Raw genomic sequence first — 20834 nt, 5'->3', positions numbered from 1 at the left:
TTACAGACGGATACCGGCCGGCAGGTTCGCGGGCAGCGCCAGCTCCTCGGCTTCCATCGAGGCGACCGGATAGCTGACATAGTCGGCGGCGTAATAGGCACTGGGGCGATGGTTGCCGCTGTCGCCGATGCCACCGAAGGGCGCATCGCCGGAGGCGCCGGTGGTCTGGCGGTTCCAGTTGACGATGCCGGCGCGAATGCGCAGCAGGAAGTCGTCCCAGTCAGCGCGATCGCCACCGATCAGCCCGGCCGAGAGGCCGTAGCGGGTGTCATTGGCCAGCGCGATGGCGTCGTCCCAATCGGCGTAGCGGTGGATCTTGAGCAGCGGACCGAAGAACTCCTCGTCCTCGAGCGCAAGGCCAGTGACATCGATCAGCGCCGGGCTGAGCAGACTGGTGCCCTCTTCCACCTGCTGCATGCGCACGATGACGTTGCCGCCCAGCACTTCGAGATCGTCCTGCGCCTTGAGCAGACCCTCGGCCGCGGCGACGCTTGCCAGGCCGCCATAGAAGGGGGCGTCCTGCGCGAACTGCCCCGCCACCCGCAGCTCACGCAGCGCCGTGGCCAGTGTCTCGATCAGACGATCACCGACCTCGCCCTGCGGCACGATCAGGCGCCGCGCACAGGTACAGCGCTGACCGCCCGAGGCGAAGGCCGACTGGATGATCGCCAGTACCGCAGCGGCTTCATCCTGCACATCGCGCACCACCAGCGGGTTGTTGCCGCCAAGCTCCAGCGCCAGCAGCTTGCCGACCTGACCGGCGAACTGGCGGTGCAGCAGCTTGCCGACCTTGGCACTGCCGGTGAACAGCAGTCCATCGATGCCCTCGGACTGGGACAGGGCTTGGCCGACTTCCGCTGCGCCCTGCACCAGATTGATCACGCCGGCGGGCAGGCCCGCGGCCTCCCAGCACTGCAGGGTGAGATCGGCGGTAGCCGGGGTCAGCTCGGAGGGCTTGAACACGCAGGCATTGCCCGCCAGCAGCGCCGGTACCATGTGGCCGTTGGGCAGATGCCCCGGGAAGTTGTAGGGGCCGAAGACGGCCATCACGCCGTGCGGACGGTGGCGCAGGACTGCCTGGGTGCCCGCGACATCCTTGGCACGCTCGCCGGTACGCTCATGATAGGCCTTCACCGAGATCGCGATCTTGCCGATCATCGCGCCGACCTCGGTGCGTGCTTCCCACAGCGGCTTGCCGGTTTCGCTGGCGATGCTGACCGCCAGCGCTTCGCGGTGCAGCTCCAGCTGATCGCGGAAGCGCTCCACCACCGCCAGACGCGCCTCGAAGCCCAGACGTGCCCAGGCCGGGAAGGCCTGACGCGCTGCCGCGACGGCCTGCTCGACCTGCGCGGCAGTGGCAGCGGCGCCCTGCCACAGACGTGCGTGGGAGACGGGGTCGGTCTTGGTGAAGAATGCGGCCTCGCCCGCTTGCCACGCGCCGTCGATGAAGAGCTGTTGACGCACGTTGAGTGTGGCGGGAGTCGAATTCGTAGTGGTCATGGCATGCCTCATCGAAAGGGCGCGCCGCGCGAGCGACGCTGAACAAGGAGTAACGGGACAGTTGGCGATCTGCCCCGCTGATGGCAAAAGGACGCAAGGCGGTATACGCCTGCGAGTTGGCGCGAAGAAGCGGATGCCCGTGGCGGACGCTTCAGCCGGCCAGCACGCGCAGCGTGTCGCCGCCGGTGACGCCGAGGCGTTCGGCCTCATCACGGTACAGACGCACATGGCAGGCGCCGGAGTCGTCCCGGGTGACGTCGTGGCTGATCCAGCTGGCACGGAAGTCGGCCATGCCGGTGGTGGCGGCCATCACAGAGGGACGCTCGCAGGCCGGGGCATCAGATGCGATCACCTCGACACTTGCCAGCTGGCTGTCACGCACGGCGCGCACATCATCGATATAGGCCTCGACCGTCGGGCCGCCATCGAAGATGTCGACGTAGCCTTCCCAGCGCAGTCCTTCCTTCTTGAGCATCGCCACCGCCGGACGGGTGTGCTCATGCACCTGCCCGATGGCAGCCCGCGCGGACTCGGAGAGAAATGGCGTATAGATGGGGAACTTGGGCATCAGCTCGCCGATGAAACTCTTATGACCCATGCCGGTGAGGCGGTCGGCCTCATTGAAGTCCATCGGGAAGAAGTGGCTGCCCAGACATTCCCAGAACGGGCTACGCCCTTCAGGTGTGAAGACACCGCGCATCTCGGCCAGTACCTTGTCGGGGAAGGCCGCGCGGAACTGTGCCATGAACAGCCAGCGCACCTTGGAGAGCAGCGCGCCGTTGCGGTCCTTGCGCCAGCCCTCACGCAGGAACAGCGAGCAGACCTCGGCATCACCGGTATGGTCGGAACACAACGTCAGCGTATCCAGGGTGCGATGCAGATCGAGCTGCACCGAGGAATGCGCCAGCGAACCGAGGCGATAGTGATAGAACGGCGCATCGGTGCCCACGCAGGCCTCGATGGCACAGCAGCCCGCGATGCTGCCGTCGCGATCATCCTCGAGCACGAAGAAGTAAAGACGATCATCGCCGGGCTCGCGGCCCTCGAAGGCAGCCAGGGTGCGTTCTATCTTGGCGCTGAGAAACTCATGATTGTCCGGCAGCGAGGTGAAGCCGACACCGGTTTCCCGCGCCAGTACCTTGAGGCCTTCGATATCGTGTCGAGCGATAGGACGAATGCGCATTACAACTCTCCCTCATCCATCGTCGGCAATGGCATCGGCACGGCGAGCACCGCACGCCCCTCTTCCACGCCCAGTACCTCGGCCTGCTGCGGCGTCAGCATCAGCTGGCCGGTCGGCGTCAGGGCATAACGCGCCAGCACGCAGCGGAAATCGCCGAGTCGCTGGTTGGCTACCATCGCCGGCACTGCATCCGGCAGGCTTTCCTGCGGACGGATACGCACCGGATGCCAACCGCACTGCTTGAAGGTGTGCAGACGCTCGCACTCCGCCAGCAGCAAGGGGCCGGCATCGAAGATGTCGACATGACGCGAGCGCGAGAAGCCCTCGGCGAGCATCTCCTGCATGGCGTACTCATGGCGCGGATTCTCACGCCCGATGGCGGCGCGCGCCTGGGGCGTGAGCAGCGGCAGATAGAGCGGGAACGGCGGCATGACCTCGGCGATGAAGCTCTTGGAGCGCACCCCGGCCATCTGATTGATTTCATTGAAATCACGATCAAAGAAGTGCTGGCCGACGCTGTCCCAGAACGGGCTGACCTGGCGCTCGTCGCGCGTTTCCAGATAGCCCGGGAAGGCCACCGCCAGTTCGGTGGCGAAGCGTTCCGGGTACTGGGCGATGAACATCAGGCGTGCGCGGCGCAACAGGCTGTCCGCATCCGTCTCGCGGTAGCGGGCATCCAGCGACAGCGCGCACAGCAGCGTGGCGTCCGACACCTCATGCGACAGCGACAGCGTCTGCACTTCGTGGCGCACGTTGAGCTGCTGCGAGGCGTGGATCAGCGTTTCCTGACGATAGGTGTAGTAGGCCTCCCGCGCGCCAGCCTCGGCGCGCAGTGAGGCGGTACCGACCACTTCACCGGTATCGAGATCTTCCAGCACGAAGCAGTAGATCTCGTCGCCCGGGAAGTCGATCTCGGCGCGAAGGCTCCGCTGGGAGCGCAGAATGCGCTCCTCGAGGCGATCACGATGTGCCGGTAGATTGGTCAGGCGAGGCGTGGCCGTGGCCGCGAGCCGCTCGAGAGCGAGCAGATCGCGGCTTTCGGCAGGCCGCACCACCAGCATCGGGGCACTGCTCATGGCGCTGCTCATGCAGATGCAGAGGCGGCGACGAAGTTCGCCACGGCGCGGTCGAGCTTATCGAGACCGCTCTGGATCTCCTCTTCGCTGATCACCAGCGACGGTGCCAGACGCAGCACGTCAGGACCGGCGATCAGCACCATCAGACCTTCTTCCATCGCCAGGTTGAGAATGTCCTTGGCACGCCCTGCGTAGTCCGGCGCCATCTGGGCACCGATCAACAGACCCATGCCACGTACTTCCTTGAAGACACCGTGACGCTTGGCGATGCCTTCCAGACCGTTGCGCAGCAACTCGTGGCGGTGGGCGACGCCCTCGAGCACTTCCGGCGTGTCGATGGTCTCGAGCGCCGCCAGACCCACGGCACATGCCAGCGGGTTGCCGCCGTAGGTGGAGCCGTGAGTGCCGATGGCCATGGCCGGTGCGATGCGATCGGTGGTCAGCATGGCGCCCAGCGGGAAACCGCCGCCGATGCCCTTGGCGGTGGTCAGGATGTCCGGCACCACACCGAAGTGCTGGTAGGCGTACAGGTGGCCGGTACGGCCGGCACCGCTCTGGACTTCATCGAAGATCAGCAGCGCATCGTGCTGGTCGCATAGTTCACGCAGTCCTTCCAGAAAGGCCTGCTCGCCCGGGATGATGCCGCCCTCGCCCTGCAGCGGCTCGACGATGATCGCGCAGGTGTCATCGCCCATCAGCTCGCGCACGGAGTCGAGATTGTTGAATTCGGCGTGCTGGATACCGCCCGGAATCGGTCCGAAGCCCTGGGAATACTTGGGCTGACCACCGACGCTGACGGTGAAGAAGGTGCGGCCATGGAAGGACTGACGGAAGGAGATGATCTTGTCCTTCTTCTCGCCATGGGTGTCGTGGGCGAAACGACGCGCCAGCTTGAGGGCGGCCTCGTTGGCCTCACCACCGGAGGAGCAGAAGTAGACCTTGTCGGCGAAGGTGCGCTCGGTCAGCGCCTTGGCCAGCGCCAGTGCCGGCTCGTTGGTGTAGACATTGGACAGGTGCCAGACCTTGTCGGCCTGGTCCTTGAGCGCCTTGACCAGCGCCGGGTGGCAGTGACCCAGCGAGGTGACGGCGATGCCACCGGCGAAGTCGATGTACTCGCGACCTTCCTGATCCCACAGACGGCTACCCTCGCCGCGTACCGGAATGGCAGCCTGGGGTGCGTAGTTGGGCACCATGGCATGGTCGAAATCGGCACGGGTCAGCTGGGTCATCGTCTCTTCCTCATCGCGGGGTCTTGGCGTGGCCGACCGATGATCGGCAAGCCACGGGTCATGACACTCGAGTATAGGGAGGCGAGATGACAAAGACTTTCAGCGAAAGGACGACGACTTATGTCAGGAGGCGACTTTTGTCATCCAGGTAAGGTGTCAGGCCTGCAGCATGAGACGTTCGTCGCGGGGGCTGCGCCCGAAATGGTTGCGAAACGCCGTGGAGAAGTGAGCGGCGCTGGAAAAGCCGGTGGCCAGCGCGATCTCGCCGATCGGCTGATCGCTCTCGCGCAGCAGCTGGCGCGAACGCGCCAGGCGCAGATCCAGATAGTAACGGCTGGGCACCGCCTGCAGATGCTTCTTGAACAGCCGCTCGAGCTGACGCCGCGAGATACCGAGGTGCTCGCCGATCTCGTGGGTAGAGAGCGGCTCCTCGATATTGGCCTCCATCAGCGTCACGGCCTCCACCAGTGGCTGCGGCGCATGGGCGAAACGGTTCTTGAGCGGCACGTGCTGTGGCTCGTCCGCCAGCCGGATGCGCTCGCAGACGAAGTGCTCGGAAACCTTCTCGGCCAGCGCGCGACCATGCTGCTGGGCGATCAGCGTCATCATCATGTCCATCGCCGCGGTACCACCGCCGCAGGTGACACGATCGCGGTCCAGCTCATAAAGCTGATGGGAGACGTTGACCTGCGGGAAGTCGCGACGGAAGGATTCGGCGCGCTGCCAATGAATCGTCGCACGATAGCCATCGAGCAGCCCGGCACGAGCCAGCTCGCGGGTGCCGGTGGAGATGCCGCCCAGCATCACGCCACGTTCGGCCAGACGCTTGAGCCAGGCCAGCAGCGCGGGATTCGAGGCCACCTCCTGCGGGCCCGCCTCCCCCGCCGGCTGAGCGCCGCACACGAACAGGGCGTCCAGATGGCGCGAATCACTGGCGACCAGACTGTCCGGCGAGAGGCTCAAGCCCGCCGCGGACGCCACGCCACGCCCGTCAAGCGCGAAGGTGACGGCCCGATAGAGTGTCTGCCCCGCGAGCTGATTGGCCACTTGCAGGGGCTCCAGCGCACAGGCCTGGGACAACAACGAGAAGCCGGGCAGCAGCACGAAGCCTATCTGGCGTTGCTGGGCCTGGGGAGAAACCAGTGAATCCACGGGCATGAGTATGGCGCTGAATCCGTCGGGTAGAAGGTGAGTCAAACGAGCGGTGGATGTCGGTGGATATCAAAGTCATGCCACCAGACTGCCATCAGAGTGCCGCCATATTGTGCCATGCCTGCTACGCCAATGCCTGACCAGCGCCCCAGAGACAGCACCACAAAGGCTGTGCAAACGACAACGCCACCCCGAAGGATGGCGTTGTCGTTCATCAGAGCTTTTATCCGTGCTTACATCTGCACGACATCGAACTCGACATCGGTGGCAACATCGGCATCGTAGTCGACGTCGTCACGGGTGAAGCCGAACAGCTTCAGGAATTCCTGCTTGTAGCTGGCGTAGTCGGTGATGTCGAACAGGTTGTCGCTGGTGACCTGCGGCCACAGTTCCTGACAGGCCTGCTGGACGTCGTCTTTCAGCTCCCAGTCATCAAGACGAAGACGGCCGGACTCGTCGGTGGCGATCTCGCCTTCGCCATAGAAGCGCTCGGCGTAGAAGCGGTTGAGCTGCTCGATGGTGCCTTCGTGCAGGCCCTTCTCCTTCATGATCTTGTAGACCATGGAGATGTAGAGCGGCATGACCGGGATCGCGGCGCTGGCCTGGGTGACCACGGACTTGAGCACGGCCACGTGGGCACGACCGCCCTTGGCGGACAGCTTCTCGTGGATGCTGCCGGCGGCGCGATCCAGATCTTCCTTGGCGCGCCCCAGCGCACCGTGCCAGTAGATCGGCCAGGTGATCTCGGTACCGATGTAGCTGAAGGCGACGGAGCGGGCGCCATCCGCCAGCACGCCAGCCTCATCCAGCGCCTGCATCCACAGCTCCCAATCCTGACCGCCCATCACGGTGACGGTATCTTCGATTTCCTGCTCGGTGGCCGGCTCGACCTCCGCTTCGATGATGGTGTCCTTGTTGGTGTCGATGGCGGTCGCGCGGTAGGTCTCGCCGATCGGCTTGAGCACGGAGCGCTTCACTTCACCGCTGTCCGGCAGCTTGCGCACCGGAGAGGCCAGCGAGTAGACGACGAGGTCGACTTCGCCCATGTTGGCCTTGATCAGCTCGATGGCCTTGGCGCGTGTCTCATGCGAGAAGGCATCGCCATTGATGGCCTGGCTGTAGAGGCCTTCCTGCTTGGCGAACTTGTCGAAGGCGGCAGAGTTGTACCAGCCTGCGGTGCCGGCCTTCTTCTCGGTGCCCGGCTTCTCGAAGAACACGCCCAGGGTATCGGCGCCATAACCGAAGGCTGCCGTGATGCGTGCCGCGAGGCCATAGCCGCTGGAAGAACCGATCACCAGCACCTTCTTCGGACCACCGTCACGCTTGTCACCGACTGTCTTGCGGGTGATGGCGATCTGCTCGGCGACATTCTGCTCGCAGCCCTTGGGATGTGTGGTGGTGCAGATGAAGCCACGAACCTTGGGTTTGATGATCACGTAAAGAACCTCGTTTGCTGTTGGCCCGGCGTGTACCCGCCGATGCGATACTCGCTTCACGCTGACAGCAGGCAATGGCCGTCCCTGGATGGTGAAGCGTATCGTGAAATAGGGCGTTCGAATCCCGTAAAGCAGGCTCAGTGCCAGCTCATGGGCGCTATTCTAGCGGCTGTCGGCGACGCTGTCCGCCCTGCCGTCATGATCCGCCATCTGCCTGCATATCACTGGAGCCGACCGCGGCGGCTGCCGTATCATGTAGGCCTTTTCACGTACTGCCATTCCACTGCCGTCCTGCATTCGCCGCTGGTTGCCAGCCGCACTGTCCGACAGGCTCTGCCCAGGATGTTTTCATGAACGATCAGAACGCTCACCTCGCCCCCGATGTGGCCGCCCTGCTCGAGCGCCGACAGGACATCTGGCTGGCGCTGTCTCCACTGTGGCTGGAACGCGAACCGCGTGAAGCCGAGTATCAGCACATGGCAGAAGTCGTCGAAGCCCAGGGGCTGAGCTTCCAGGAACTGGAAAAGCTCTATCGGCTGGAGATGGCCCCGGTACTGGTGCGAGAACAGGTCAGCATGACACCCAATTTCAAGGGCTTTGATGACAGTCAGCTGTTGTCGCGCCTGCTGCAGCATACGCATCGTCTGACGCGTGGCCGGCGCATGTTCTGGCTGCTGTTTTCCGGGCTGGCCACGATGCCGAGTCGCCATCGCTACGGGAATCTGCTCGAGATCCTGCACCTGCGCGGCAACACGCCCCGCTAGCGCGCCCCGCAATCTGCACGGGGAAGCCTGACGAGGGCTCTGGCCAGCGACCCCTGAATGGCAAGACACCCCGCGACCGGAAGGTCACGGGGTGCCCTGTAGTGCTCAACTAGTGCCTGGTGGAGCTCAACCGCCATTCCTCGAGGGGCTGACGACGCCAGGCTCATGGCCGTTGGTGACGCGGCACTCTCAGCACCCCTTGTGCGCGGCGCTTCTGCCAATCAGACAGACTTGAAAGGCCGCGGCTGTCGCTGATGCGCTTGCCCCCTTCCAGACGTTTGCTCATCCACAGCGCACTGCCATTGAAACTGTAGATAGGCAGCAGGTCCGTGCGCTCACTGGCCGGCAGGATGGAACTGTTCAGGTTGTCCAGTACATCAGGATTGCGCGTATTGACGCCCTGATAGGTCACGACCATGTGGAACTGGTTGAGGCTGAGCGCCTTGACGTAGTGCAGACGCAGGCGGTCTTCCGGTACGCCAAGCTCGCGTAGAGTCAGGTACTTGGCCATGGCGAAGTCGTCGCAATCACCGGCCCCTGCCCCCAGAAACTCCTGCGGCGTCGCCCAGTAATCGGTCGCTCCCCAGACGCTGAGATCATCGGTGAAGTCGAGACGATTGAAGAAATCGTTCACTTCGCTCAACTGACGCCTGACCGGCGCGCCCTCCAGACGCTGCAACAGTTGCTGCCATTGCTGCACACGATTCCAGCCACCTGTCCCGTAGATCTGGATGAACTGGCGGGAGTCCACCGCCTGTGCCAGACCCGCACCGAGCGACAACGCCAACAGCACCCCGACCGCAAGACCCTCCCACCAGCGGCGATGATTCATGTCGAGGCACCCTGAATGTCACTTAGCGAGGCATATCTTCTGCTGGATTGGCGAGCCTTGCCATGACATCGACTGCCGGTGACACGAAGCCCTGATAGCCATCTGCGCCCAGCGACATCGCCCGCTCCTGATCAGCCTCGGATTCGACGCGGGTCACGATGACCTGCGACTCGACCTGATGCGCCGTCATGCACAGACTCTGCAGCAGCTCGGTGTCGACGTCTTCGCGCTTGAAGAACGCCTGGTCGATCTTGACGTAATCAGGCCGCAGCGCCGACAGATAGCTGAGCTCCTTCAGCTCTCGGGCGAAGCGGTCGATGCCGCCCCGCGCACCCAGTCGACGAGCATGTCGGAACAGCATCTTGATACGCTCCTGATGTCTGAGGGCGATGCTTTCGGACACCTCGATATCCAGACGCTTGCACAGACGCGGATGCGCCGCCAACCAGTTGAGCAGGCCAATATAACTGGCTTCATCGTCGAAGGTTTCTTCGGTCAGGTTGAGCGCCAGTCTGGGAACATCAATCCTGTCGATATAGGACGCCAGCCACTCCAGAGCGCGCAGATCGAACTGCGCCCCCATGCGGAAATGGCGAATCACGGGCAGGAAGTCACCCGCACGATGCAGTTCATCGCCATCGCGCAGACGGGCAAACAGCTCGCGGTGCAGCTCGCCGCCATCATTGAGCAACACTGGCTGAGCGACGAAATCGAGCCCCTTGGGGGCGTCCAGAGCCTTTTCGATGATCTCGCGCCATTCGCCTCGCGGACGTGCACGGCCGCCCGCAGGGGCCAGCTCCACGCCAGATCCTTGCTCGATAGCCTGACGAAGCGTGGCATCTGCAACGGCAAACATCTGGGTACGCTGCATGCCCGGCTCACGCCGAACGGCGCCAATGGCACAGTTCTCCGGCGGAATATCCACCAGCGGATTGGCATCCAGCAGGTGGTCGATATCCTCCGCCAATAGCGTGAGAAATTCCTGAAGCCGAGTCTCATCGGTTTCCGGCAGCAACAGACCGAAATCACTATTGGCCAGGCGCGCGGCGATGATCGCCTCACCCGCCAGTTCACGATCTTCCAGTTTGCGCGCAATGGCTTTCACCAGAGCATCACGCCCCTTGTAGCCCTGCTCGCGATACACCACCTCGATATGCGACACACGCAGCAGCGCGAAGCTGCCACCCATCGGCTCGCTCAGCCACTCATCGACCGCTCGGTTCAAATAGCCCCGGTTGCCAAGCCCCGATACCGAGTCTTCTTCCGCCTGGCGCTGCAGACGCGCCAGCTGCGCGGCCTGAGCCTCGAACTGGGTCTGAAGGCGCTGTCCCAGACGATTGACCGCCGAGGTAATGCCCTTGAGCTCCGCCACGCTGGTCTCCTCCAGCGGCGCGTCGAAGCGCTGCGTCTCCATCTCATTGAGGCGAGACGAAAGGCGCTCCAGCGGGCGCAGCAGACGGCGCATGACCAACGAGGCAACCAGCAGCGTGATCAGGCCGCCCAGCAACAGCCACAGCGCCAGACGCTTGGCCAGCTGCCAGAGCTGGTCGTAGCCCTGGGCAGATTCACCGGTCAGGCTGATCGTGCCCAACGACGCCCAACCACCGGGCAGCTCGCGGCTCGCCGATTCCACCGGCATGGGAATCAGGTCACGAAACCACTCCGGTGCCAGACTCTCGCGCACGACATTGAAAGCGATGGGCGTCGCGATGGCCACGCTCTCCAGCCTTGCATCGCGCACATGACCACCATCCACCGTGGCACGTATCAGGGCTTCGGCACTGGCGGCATCGCCAAGCTCTACATGTGGCACCAGCGCGAGACTCAAGCTCTGGGCGAGATTCGAGAGTTCGACGCGTTGTCGTTCGGCCAGTGCATCACGGGTGTTGTTGACCTGGATGAAGAAGATACCGAGGGAGAACCCCAACAATACCAGCAACATCAAGGTAAACAGGCGGCGCGAAAGACTCATCTGATTTCCTCATCAACCATCAGCATGGCAGCAGCGCCTCCAGAGTTCGGGAGCGCCGTGGGTGGCTTAGCCCTGTTGTTGGACGGGGACGGCAACACTCATGGAATCCAGCAGAGCGCCGGTCGCCGACAGCAGGCGATAGTTGGCGGTTTCCAGATCAAAACGGGCGCGAATCAGGTTCTGTTGAGAGGTGAACAGCTCACTCTCGCTATCCAGAAGGTCCAGCAATGTACGACGCCCGATATCGAATTGCTTGCGATAACTCTCGCGAGTATCAGTCGCGGCACGCACATAACTTTCCAGGTAATCGATCTGACGCTTGAGGTTCTCGCGGGCATTCCATGCCAGACGAATCTCGTCACGTACATCACGCATCACGCGATCATTGTCGTGCTCGACCGCTTCCAGCGCTGCCTGACGACCGCGGATCTCGGATTGATCGCGGCCACCACGATACAGGTTGTAGCGCATGACCAGTTCGACGCTCCAGTCGTCTGACTTGCTCTTGTCCTGGTCATAATCATTGTCCAGCGTGCGATTGCCCTCGAGACTGAACTCGGGGTAATTATCCCCCTTCTCGGCATTCACTTCATGGCGCGCAGCGTCAATGGAGACCCGTGCCGCCGCCAACAGCGGGTTGCGCTGATTGGCCTGCACGTAGGCGCTCTCGACATCCTCGCTGAGCAAGCTGGTGTCGATACCCGGCATGCTGAGGTCCGATGGCATCTCCCCCACCAGACGCAGATAGGCAGAGCGGGAATCCTCGAGATTGTTGATCGATGACAGCACGCTGGCTTCGGCATTGGCCAGACGACCATCCACCTGCCGCACGTCACTGCGCGCACCAAGGCCGGATTCCGCACGCCGCCCGATATCATTCGAGATGCGGCGGTGAGCCTCGAGATTGGCTTGTGCGTACTTGAGAATCAGCTCATCACGCATGACCTGCAGATAAGCGCCGGCCGTATCCAGCGCGATGTCATTGGCCTCGGCCGCGACCTGCAGGCGCTGGTAATCCGCCTCTGTCTCGGCCTGGCGAATGCGCTCGATTGTCGTGTTGCCGTCCCAGAGCAGCTGACGGATGGTCAGATCAAGACGTGTGTAATCGTGCCAGTCGTCATCGTCATTGACACCGTCATCTTCCGAGTCGAACTTGCCATAACCCAGACGACCGGTCAGATCCACCGTCGGGCGATACGCCCCACGCTGGGTTTCCGCTTCTTCGAGTCGCTGGATATGGCGTGATACCTGAATGCGCGTGCGCGGGTTTTCCATTACCGCTCGGGATACGGCCTCTTCAAGAGTCGCAGCCGAAGCCTGAACGCCAAACCCCATCCCTGCGGCGATGCTCAGCGCCAAGAGTGTCTTTTTCATTATGAGTTACCCTCGAATCCATCAAATCCTTGATCAACGTTCACGCAAGGCACCTTGCCTGGCGCGCAGAATCGGCTTCATCAAATATTGCAGTACGGTCTGATTGCCAGTGATCACATCGACACTGGCCTGCATGCCCGGGATGATCGTGAGCGGATCCGAGTCACTTCCAAGGTGGTTCTGCTCCGTCAGCACCTTGATCTCGTAGAAACTGTTGCCTTCTTCATCCTGCACAGTATCCGCACTGATCTGATCGACCTTGCCTTCCAATCCACCGTAGATGGTGAAATCGTAGGCAGATAACTTGACGACCGCCGGCTGTCCGATTCTCAGGAAGCCGATGTCCTTGGGAGCGACTCGCGCCTGAACCAGTAGCTGATCCTCGATGGGCACGATCTCCATCAGGTCTTCCCCGGGCTCGATGACGCCGCCTATGGTATTGATATTCAGCGTCTTGATGGCGCCCTGAACCGGAGAGGTCACCAAAGTACGATCGAGTCGGTCCTGAAGACTGGTGCGCCCCTCACGCAATCGACCCAGATCCGCCTGGGTCTTGGCGAGCTCTTCCGCGGCACGTGAGCGGAATTCCTGCGCGACGCCGACCCGATTCGAGATGGCCTCATCCAGCTCCGATTGCTTGCCCGGTACGGCCAGGCGCGCCGATTCAAGATCGCCCCGCAGGTCGTTGACCTCACGCTGGATCTTGAGAAGGTCTACCTGAGAGACCACGCCTTCACGTACCAGCGGGGCCGTCATGCCCAGCTCGCGACGCGACAGTTGATAGCTGCGCTCAAGACTGTTGATGCGCGACCTCAACTCACGCAACTCCTGCTCTTTCTGCAGAATCTGCTCACGCGCGCCATTGAGGCCACTGTTGAGCTGATTCAGATGCGTGCGATATGCCGTCATCGCACGCGACACCAGAGCGGGACTACGCGCCTTGAATTCTTCATCGAAGGGCAACTCGATATTCTTCACGATCACCTGATCCTTCCAGGCATCCGCGGAGGCGTTGACCTCGATGGACTCAAGCTCGGTATCGTACTGCATGATGGTGGCCTGCAGGCCATCGAGGGTCGAGACACGCTCACGCAGATCGGAACCTGCACTGGTGTCGTCGATACGCAGCAGTGGCTCCCCCGCCGAGACGACTTGACCTTCCTTGATATAGATCTCGCGCACGATACCGCCTTCCAGGTTCTGGACAACCTGCAGGTGCGTCGAGGGTACGACCTTGCCGGAGCCACGAGTGACGACCTCCAGACTCGCCTGGCTGGCCCAGATGATGAAGACGACCACGAATGCGAGCACCATCCAGATCAGGATGCGCGACTTCCAGGGGGTCGCCAGCAAGACGGCTGAACTGACATCGTCGAGATGGTGAAGGTCACGCTGCTCAATCGGTGCCTTAGCCACGATTCACCTCCTGCTTGCGCCCGGCGACTCGGCCTTCATTCAAGGCGCTCAGCACCTGCTGCTTGGGCCCATCGGCGACGATGCGCCCTCCTTCCATGACGATGACGCGGTCTACCACGTCGAGCATGCTGCTCTTGTGGGTGACCAGCACCAGCGTCTGGCTGCGTGGCAGGGACTTGAGCATTCTGCGCAGACGCAGCTCGGCGCGGTTATCCATGTGCGAACCGGGCTCATCGAGCAGCAAGAGCGGGGGACGCATCAAGAGTGCACGTGCCAGCAAGACCGTCTGACGCTGACCGCTGGAGAGCATGCGCCCACCCTCGCCCACCTGACGGTCCAGTCCTTCAGGGTGATGACGAGTGAATTCGGTCACGCCGGAGGCGTCAGCCGCGAGTTCGATCTGTACATCACTGGCGTGTGGTTGGCCGAGGGTGATGTTGTCGCGAATGGAGCCGAAGAACAGTGCACTGTCCTGGCCCGCATGGCCGATGTGCCGACGTACGTCGGCGGGATGCAGCTGATTGAGATCCAGCCCATCAATACGAACGCTGCCAGCCGTGGCACGATACAGACCAGAGATAAGGCGCTGCAAAGTACTCTTGCCAGCACCGATACGCCCGATGATCGCGATCCTCTCACCTGGTTCGATGGTCAATGAGATATCCGACACGGCAGGCGGCGTATTCGGCGCATAGGCAAAGCCGACGCGATCGAATTCGATGCGCATCTGCAAGTGCTCGCGGTGAACGTAACGACGATCTTCCGACTCCTCCGGCAATGCCATGATCTGCTCAAGCGCACTCATCGCACTGCGAGTCTGACCGATGCGCGTGATCAGCAATGCCAACTGCCCCAGCGGCTGCAACGCACGACCGGACAGCATGACCGCGGCGATCAAACCACCGACAGACAGACGTGCATCCGCGATCAGATAGACCCCGAACACGACCAGCGCCACCGTGGTGGCCTGTGTCAGCGACATGCTAAGCGAGCTGACAGAAGTCGTCAGGTTGCGGCTTTTCACCCCCCAATGCGCGATCTGCCCGACAGCCCGTTCATACCGACGCTGGGTTTCACCCTGAGCATTGGCCAGCTTGAGGCTCTCAAGGCCGGAGACGGCTTCGACGAGGCGCGCATTGCGCTCCGTCGCCAGGCGAGACCCCTGCTCGATGCTGCTGCGCAGCGGTTTCTGGATCGCCAGACTGTAGACGAGCAGGATCACGAGCGCGACGAATGGCACCAGAACCAATGGCCCCGCCACGATCCAGATCACCAGCAGGAACAGCAGGGCAAACGGCAGATCGACCAGGGTGGTCAGGGTTGCGGAAGTAAAGAACTCGCGGATCGAATCAAACTCCTGCAAGTGCTTCACATAGCCACCGACGGAGCCGGGTCGCGCTTCCATCCGCAGGTTCATGGTCTTGGAGAAGAGCTTCGAGGTCAGCAACACCTCGGACTTCTTGCCCGCCGTATCCATGAAGTAGGCACGTGTCTGGCGCATCACGAAGTCGAACACCATGATGATCGCCATCCCTGTCGCCAAGACCCACAGCGTGTTGAAGGCCAGATTGGGCACCACCTTGTCATAGGCGTTCATCACGAACAGTGGCGATGCCACGGCAAACAGGTTGATCAATATCGACGCCAGAATCACGTCACGATAGATCGGCCGCGACAGCTTCAGCGTTGACCAGAACCAATGGCCATCACTCTGCTTGAGCGTTTCCGGTGCGCGTTCATCAAAGCGGTGCTCCTGCTTGAGATAGACGACACGCCCATCATGACGCTCAGCCAGTGACTCTATATCGACCAGCTCATCACCCTCGGCCTCAGGCTGATGGATCCTGGCCTTGCCTGCGTCGTTGTCGACCTCCAGCAAGACGACAGCACGCTCTTCCTTGAGTATGAGAATGCACGGCATCAGCATGTCGCTGATGGCCGTGATCTGCTGATTGACCAGTTTGGCACTCAGATTGGCACGTGCCGCGGCACGACTGACAAGTGCCAGGGGAAGACGGCCTTCCTCCATGGGAAGACCATCGACCAGCACTGCTGCAGATCTGGGATTGCCGTGGTAACGCGCCATGAAGACCAGCGCATTGAGAAGGGGATCGCCCTCCCTCTCGCCAACAGGCTCCGGTCTTAATGGCGTGGGTTGATCGCTCAACCTGTCCTCCTTAGTAGGGCACTTCGCAGATGTCTCTACGGCAAAGTCTAATACAGCAAGGGGAGACAGCCTAAGCCATCTCCCCTATCACATCGATTCAGCCGTCAACATTCGTCTTGAGACTGTTGCTGTCGAGCAGAGATTGAATGATCTGCGTATCCGTGTCGCCACCTGATGTCAGGTCGACATCCTGCAGATTGATCTCTTGCGTGATATTGCTGCCATCGGACCCATCGACACTGATCTCGATATTGGTACCACCCTCTCCATCTGACTCGAAGTGCAGGAAGCTCGAGAGCGTATCGGCATCCTCATCAGCCTCCAGCAGATCAGACAGATCGATGACATCGCCATCCGCGACACTGAAGTCGGTGATGGTATCCGTCGCCATGCCGCCTTCGCTATTGATGTCATCACCACCCAGCCACTGGAAGGTGTCAGCACCATCGCCGCCGGTCAGGATGTCATTGCCGGTACCTCCGACCAGAAGATCATCACCCTCACCACCAGAGAGGATATCGTTGCCGGTGCCGCCCCGCAGCGTATCGCTGCCGCTGCCGCCTTCCAGACGATCACTGCCTACACCTCCACTCAAGGTGTCATCGCCAGCCTGCCCGATCAGATAGTCCGCATAGAAAGGCCCGTCTCCGTCCCCCGTCAGGGTATCGTTGGCACTGGTACCTATCAGGACTGACAGCTTGTCGACATCGATGCTGACGCTGGAAGTGTTGGTATCCCCGTCATTGTCGACCGTCACGTAATCGAAGCTGTCCGTGGAGCGCTCGCTGACATTCTCCGGCGGTGTGTAGGAGAAATCACCGCTCCCCAGATTGAACAGCATGCTGCCGCCCAGTTCCGTCGAAATGGTCAGCTCCAGGCTGTCTGCATCGTAGCTGCTGTTGTCGGTGCCAGTGGCAGAAACAGCATTGGTATCCGGATCATAACTGTAGGTCGTGCCATCCACGGTGACCGACTGCAGATAACCGCCATCCGCTCCCAACAGACTGCCATCCACGGAGCTGCCCGAGACAAGCTGACCACTGACCGGTGATTGGACAGTAGCGGCGAGGGTATCGTCGAGATCCTCAAAGCTGGTAACGACAGTGCTATCAAGGTCTTCAACCGCTGAGCCGTCATAGGCAATCGGATCAAGATTGGACTCTGTGACATTGCTACCCAAGCCGATAGCGTAGGACTTGATGCCATTATCGACCAGGAAGTCAGTCCAGATATCCTCTTCATCGTTCGAGATACCGGCATCAGCGCTATACACGAACCCACCGGTAAGGACATTCAATTCCCTAGAATCCCCATCACCATAGTTTGGCTCACCATCGGAGAAGAAATAGGAAATGCTTTGCGCATCTTCCAACGCCCCATCTTGGGAGTAATTCTCGATGGCAGCAGCTAGCGCAGAGTCGTAGTTAGTGACTCCATTGGCAACAAGACTATCCAATATGATTTCAACTTCACCGACGGTCATCCATGCATCTTGCGCTGTGCCAATGGTTGAGAACGTGACCAGATTGATACGTACGTCACCAAAGTCATCGTAGGCCTCAATCAGAGACTTGATGGAATCAATGGCGCTCTGCAGGCGAGTTTCACCATCGATTCCATCAGTTGTATTCATGGAACCTGACACATCAAGAATGATAGTGAGATTTGTGTCCACCAGCGTCGAGGAGAAGCTCTGCGCTTCCTGCTGCTCGGGTGCATCATCCTCGATGCCGATGGTCAGCGTGCCGGTGGAGTTGGCGCCTTCGCTATCCGTTGCGAGCACACCGAAGTCCAGAGACAGGACATCTTCACCATCACCCGAATGATCGACCGCCTGACTCAGAGTGAAGGTATAGGCACCGCTGTCATCGATGGTCACCGTCGCGACTTCATTGCCATCAGCATCGGTTGCCACCATTGACTGGGTACCGCTGCCGGACCAGGCCACCGCACTGCCACCGGAGGTGATGGCCGTGGCAGGAGCCGTCAATACCAGCGACACGCTGTCACTATCGACGTCCGTGACGGAAACCGTACCGGTGACGGTGGTGGCATCGGTGGTATCCGTGAAGCCATCATCCGCATCACTGTCGGCGATACCGCCTTCGAGCCCTTCTTCACTGACACGGCCTTCAGTCGCAGTCACCACCGGGGCATCGTTCGTCCCCTGGATGGTAATGGTGACATCCTGGGTAGCTGTCGCTCCTGCCGTATCCGTGACAGTGACGGTGTAGGTCAGAACCAGTGACTCGCCTGCAGACAGGTAGTCGAAGCTTTCCCCGGCAGCACTGCTGTCGAAGGACCAGTTGAGCGTACCTTCAGTGCTCTCATCATCGATGATGGCCCCGGTATCCACGCCCAGCAGCGCAAGCAGGTCATCGTTGTCCAGCGTACCGGTGTCTCCAGCACTGGAGACGCCGGTGACGCTCGGCGTCACGATGTTGCTGAGATCCACGTCATCCACCGACAGAGTCCCGCTGGCACTCAGCGGTGAATCCGTCTCCGTCAGGCTGGCGGCGGTACTGTCGCCACTGCTGACACTGATCGCCGGGCCGTCGTTGCGACCATTGATGGTGATCGTCAGAGTGGTGCTGGAGGTATCACCGTCAGCATCCGTGATCACGTAGGTATAGACGTCCGTGACCGACTCACCGACCGCCAGGTACTGCAGGTCGTCGCGTGCTGACTGGTAGCTGTAGGAGCCATCCGCCGCCAGGGTCAGCTCGCCGTGCTCACCCGTGATCACGGCCGCCGCGCCATCGCTCACCGTGACGGTTTCTGATCCAGAAGTGACGGCGGTGACGGTGACCGCATCGGCCCCCAGGGTGTCCGCCGTCGCAGATGAGCCGTCCACCACGTTGCCGGTAACGGCAGCACTACGATTCTCGTTCATGCTGCGGGTATCAGCGTTGGCGATCGGCGCGGTGTCCAGAACGGTGACATCCAGACTGGATGTGGTGCTCTGACCGGCAAGATCCGTCACCACGACAGCGAAGTCGTCAATGACACTGTCATCGCCACCGGCATGATCAGCCGCAGTGCCATCTTCCACATAGCTGTAGGAGACCACCCCGGTGTCGGCATCATAGCCAGTAACGGTCAGCGTTCCTTCGCCATCTGGCTTGGAGATCACTACCGGTGCGGTGTTGGCGTCCGTGATATCCACACCAGCGATTGTCACTGCCGCAATACCTGCCGCAGCTTTCACGGTAAAGGTATCGGTGACAGTACCTCCTGTCGCTTCGGTGACCGACTGATCTTCCAGTGAACTGATGACCGGCACAGCATCATCAGTACCGGTGATCACGATATCCACTGTCGTGGTGGAACCATCGCTGAGCTGCACGATGTACTGCTCATTGATCGTGTCGGCAGATGTCAGTCCCTGCACAGCGGCAGTGTCGTTATCCAGCGTATAGGTCCAGCTACCGTCGGCATCGACAGCGAAGGTACCGTAGAGACTGCTGTCGTCAGTGGCCGGCGCGAACGTCGGGGCGTCACTATCGACATCGGTTGCGGTCAGCGTACCTGAAGCTTGTGTCACACCATCTTCGGCCACTGCCCCATCATCTGCACTGATGACAACCGGATCATCGACCGCCGTGACACCCTGGAAGCTGAGAATGGCTTCATCAACTTCGGTGCCATCCGTGATCACATAGGTGGTGTCAGGTACCGGACCGTTGTAATTCTCGCCGGGCGTGAAGGTGAAGGTACCATCGGCATTGATAAGCAGTGTGCCGACTTCGCCAAGATCCGCTGTCTCGCCCGGGTCGTATGTATCGCCGTCAACAGTGAAGCTGACGACGCTCAACTCATCACCATCGGCGTCGACGTCGTTGCTCAGGACGTTGCCGCTGACCGGAGTATCTTCCTCGACCAGAATCGGGCCATCGTCATAGGCCACTGGCTTGTCGTTCAAGCCCTGGACATTGATGGTGATGACAGCGGTATCCGAATCCCCATCCGCATCAAGGATGGTGTACTCGAACTCCTCCTTGACCAGATCACCCGCTCCCAACGCCTGGGCACGTACATCATCCAGGTCATAGCTGAAGGTGCCATCGGTATTGAGGGTCAAGCTACCGTAGCTGCCCTCGACGGTAACGCTGCCCTCATTGTCTACCAGTGAAGTGCCATCGAGATGCGTGATGGTCACGCCATCAGCGCCCAGCTCATCCTGTCCGCCGCCGACAACACTCGAAATGACATTGGTGTTGATCACCGGTTCACCATCCGGAGACGTATCATCTTCGCGAATGGTGTAGGTATCGTCATTGGCGACAGGCGCGGTATCCAGAATCTTGACATCAAGACTGTCACTGGTGCTCTGCCCAGCCAGGTCAGTGACGACCACGGCGTAGTTGTCGAACACGCTATCGTCACCAGCCGAGTGATCCGCAGCCGTACCATCCTCCACATAGGTGTAGGACACGGTGCCGGAATCGTAGCCCGTGATGGTCAGCGTGCCTTCGTCATCAGTCGCGCCCGGAATCACGATGGGATTATCCACTGACGCCGTAGTGATATCCGTGCCATTGATGGTGACGCTGGCGATGCCGGCATCCGCGTCCACCTGGAAGGTGTCAGTGACCGTCTCCCCCGTGGCCTCGGTCACTTCCTTGTCAGCCAGCGTGATGATGGGGGCTGCATCGTCCACGCCGGTGATCAGGATGTCGACCGTGGTGGTCGAGCCATCGCTGAGTTCGACGGTGTAGGTCTCGGTGACGGTC

General features: G+C 61.2%; 13 protein-coding genes. 1 reads left to right on the top strand and 12 read right to left on the bottom strand.

Going from position 1 to position 20834, the window contains the following annotated elements; all coding sequences use genetic code 11:
* The 6 genes from astD to fabV all read right to left on the bottom strand — a co-directional run bounded on the left by astD (nucleotide 1) and on the right by fabV (nucleotide 7576).
* The gene (gene astD, locus QQF40_RS13500; protein WP_175089218.1) at nucleotides 1–1500 is read right to left on the bottom strand and encodes a succinylglutamate-semialdehyde dehydrogenase; all 1500 of its coding nucleotides are present in this window, start codon (nucleotides 1498–1500) and stop codon (nucleotides 1–3) included.
* Nucleotides 1501–1651: 151 nt separating this feature from the next.
* On the bottom strand, nucleotides 1652–2683 hold the full coding sequence (astA, locus tag QQF40_RS13495; RefSeq protein ID WP_285461637.1) for an arginine N-succinyltransferase: 1032 nt from the start codon (nucleotides 2681–2683) through the stop codon (nucleotides 1652–1654).
* Complete coding sequence (locus QQF40_RS13490; RefSeq protein WP_043334469.1) at nucleotides 2683–3744, bottom strand: arginine N-succinyltransferase; 1062 nt, start codon at nucleotides 3742–3744, stop codon at nucleotides 2683–2685. The genes astA and QQF40_RS13490 overlap by 1 nt, the downstream gene beginning before the upstream one ends.
* A 23-nt stretch (nucleotides 3745–3767) precedes the next feature.
* On the bottom strand, nucleotides 3768–4988 hold the full coding sequence (locus tag QQF40_RS13485) for an aspartate aminotransferase family protein (RefSeq protein ID WP_175089216.1): 1221 nt from the start codon (nucleotides 4986–4988) through the stop codon (nucleotides 3768–3770).
* A 156-nt stretch (nucleotides 4989–5144) separates the two neighbouring features.
* Complete coding sequence (locus tag QQF40_RS13480; protein WP_175089215.1) at nucleotides 5145–6146, bottom strand: GlxA family transcriptional regulator; 1002 nt, start codon at nucleotides 6144–6146, stop codon at nucleotides 5145–5147.
* A gap of 227 nt (nucleotides 6147–6373) precedes the next feature.
* Nucleotides 6374–7576: an enoyl-ACP reductase FabV gene (fabV, locus tag QQF40_RS13475; RefSeq protein WP_285461636.1), complete on the bottom strand. Its 1203-nt coding sequence runs from the start codon at nucleotides 7574–7576 to the stop codon at nucleotides 6374–6376.
* 350 nt (nucleotides 7577–7926) lie between these two features.
* Here fabV and QQF40_RS13470 point away from each other — a divergent pair, with 350 nt between their 5' ends.
* The gene (locus QQF40_RS13470) at nucleotides 7927–8340 is read left to right on the top strand and encodes a DUF7079 family protein (RefSeq protein ID WP_107336043.1); all 414 of its coding nucleotides are present in this window, start codon (nucleotides 7927–7929) and stop codon (nucleotides 8338–8340) included.
* Between the two features lie 163 nt (nucleotides 8341–8503).
* Here QQF40_RS13470 and QQF40_RS13465 read toward each other — a convergent pair whose 3' ends face one another.
* From QQF40_RS13465 to QQF40_RS13440, 6 genes are all read right to left on the bottom strand, one after another.
* On the bottom strand, nucleotides 8504–9172 hold the full coding sequence (locus QQF40_RS13465) for a transglutaminase-like cysteine peptidase (RefSeq protein ID WP_285461635.1): 669 nt from the start codon (nucleotides 9170–9172) through the stop codon (nucleotides 8504–8506).
* A 22-nt stretch (nucleotides 9173–9194) separates the two neighbouring features.
* Entirely contained in the window at nucleotides 9195–11144 is a 1950-nt protein-coding gene (locus QQF40_RS13460; protein WP_285461634.1) for a bifunctional diguanylate cyclase/phosphodiesterase, read from the bottom strand.
* Between the two features lie 66 nt (nucleotides 11145–11210).
* On the bottom strand, nucleotides 11211–12518 hold the full coding sequence (locus QQF40_RS13455) for a TolC family outer membrane protein (RefSeq protein WP_175089211.1): 1308 nt from the start codon (nucleotides 12516–12518) through the stop codon (nucleotides 11211–11213).
* 33 nt (nucleotides 12519–12551) lie between these two features.
* Nucleotides 12552–13934, bottom strand: a complete 1383-nt coding sequence (locus tag QQF40_RS13450; protein ID WP_285461633.1) for an HlyD family type I secretion periplasmic adaptor subunit — start codon at nucleotides 13932–13934, stop codon at nucleotides 12552–12554.
* Nucleotides 13927–16101, bottom strand: a complete 2175-nt coding sequence (locus QQF40_RS13445; protein WP_285461632.1) for a type I secretion system permease/ATPase — start codon at nucleotides 16099–16101, stop codon at nucleotides 13927–13929. The genes QQF40_RS13450 and QQF40_RS13445 overlap by 8 nt, the downstream gene beginning before the upstream one ends.
* A 97-nt stretch (nucleotides 16102–16198) precedes the next feature.
* A partial coding sequence (locus QQF40_RS13440) for a beta strand repeat-containing protein (RefSeq protein WP_285461631.1) occupies nucleotides 16199–20834 on the bottom strand: 4636 nt, incomplete at its 5' end.

The organism is Cobetia sp. LC6 (genome assembly GCF_030264805.1).
Lineage (GTDB): Bacteria > Pseudomonadota > Gammaproteobacteria > Pseudomonadales > Halomonadaceae > Cobetia.
Note: the sequence above shows the minus strand (reverse complement) of the source record. Positions and strands in the feature narration are given on the sequence as shown.

Excerpts from the sequence above, each read along its gene's own strand:
- QQF40_RS13455 (WP_175089211.1), bottom strand. The coding sequence starts at position 12,518 with ATGAAAAAGACACTCTTGGCGCTGAGCATCGCCGCAGGGATGGGGTTT.
- QQF40_RS13480 (WP_175089215.1), bottom strand. The coding sequence starts at position 6,146 with ATGCCCGTGGATTCACTGGTTTCTCCCCAGGCCCAGCAACGCCAGATA.
- astD (WP_175089218.1), bottom strand. The coding sequence starts at position 1,500 with ATGACCACTACGAATTCGACTCCCGCCACACTCAACGTGCGTCAACAG.
- QQF40_RS13470 (WP_107336043.1), top strand. The coding sequence starts at position 7,927 with ATGAACGATCAGAACGCTCACCTCGCCCCCGATGTGGCCGCCCTGCTC.
- QQF40_RS13465 (WP_285461635.1), bottom strand. The coding sequence starts at position 9,172 with ATGAATCATCGCCGCTGGTGGGAGGGTCTTGCGGTCGGGGTGCTGTTG.
- QQF40_RS13485 (WP_175089216.1), bottom strand. The coding sequence starts at position 4,988 with ATGACCCAGCTGACCCGTGCCGATTTCGACCATGCCATGGTGCCCAAC.
- QQF40_RS13490 (WP_043334469.1), bottom strand. The coding sequence starts at position 3,744 with ATGCTGGTGGTGCGGCCTGCCGAAAGCCGCGATCTGCTCGCTCTCGAG.
- astA (WP_285461637.1), bottom strand. The coding sequence starts at position 2,683 with ATGCGCATTCGTCCTATCGCTCGACACGATATCGAAGGCCTCAAGGTA.
- QQF40_RS13460 (WP_285461634.1), bottom strand. The coding sequence starts at position 11,144 with ATGAGTCTTTCGCGCCGCCTGTTTACCTTGATGTTGCTGGTATTGTTG.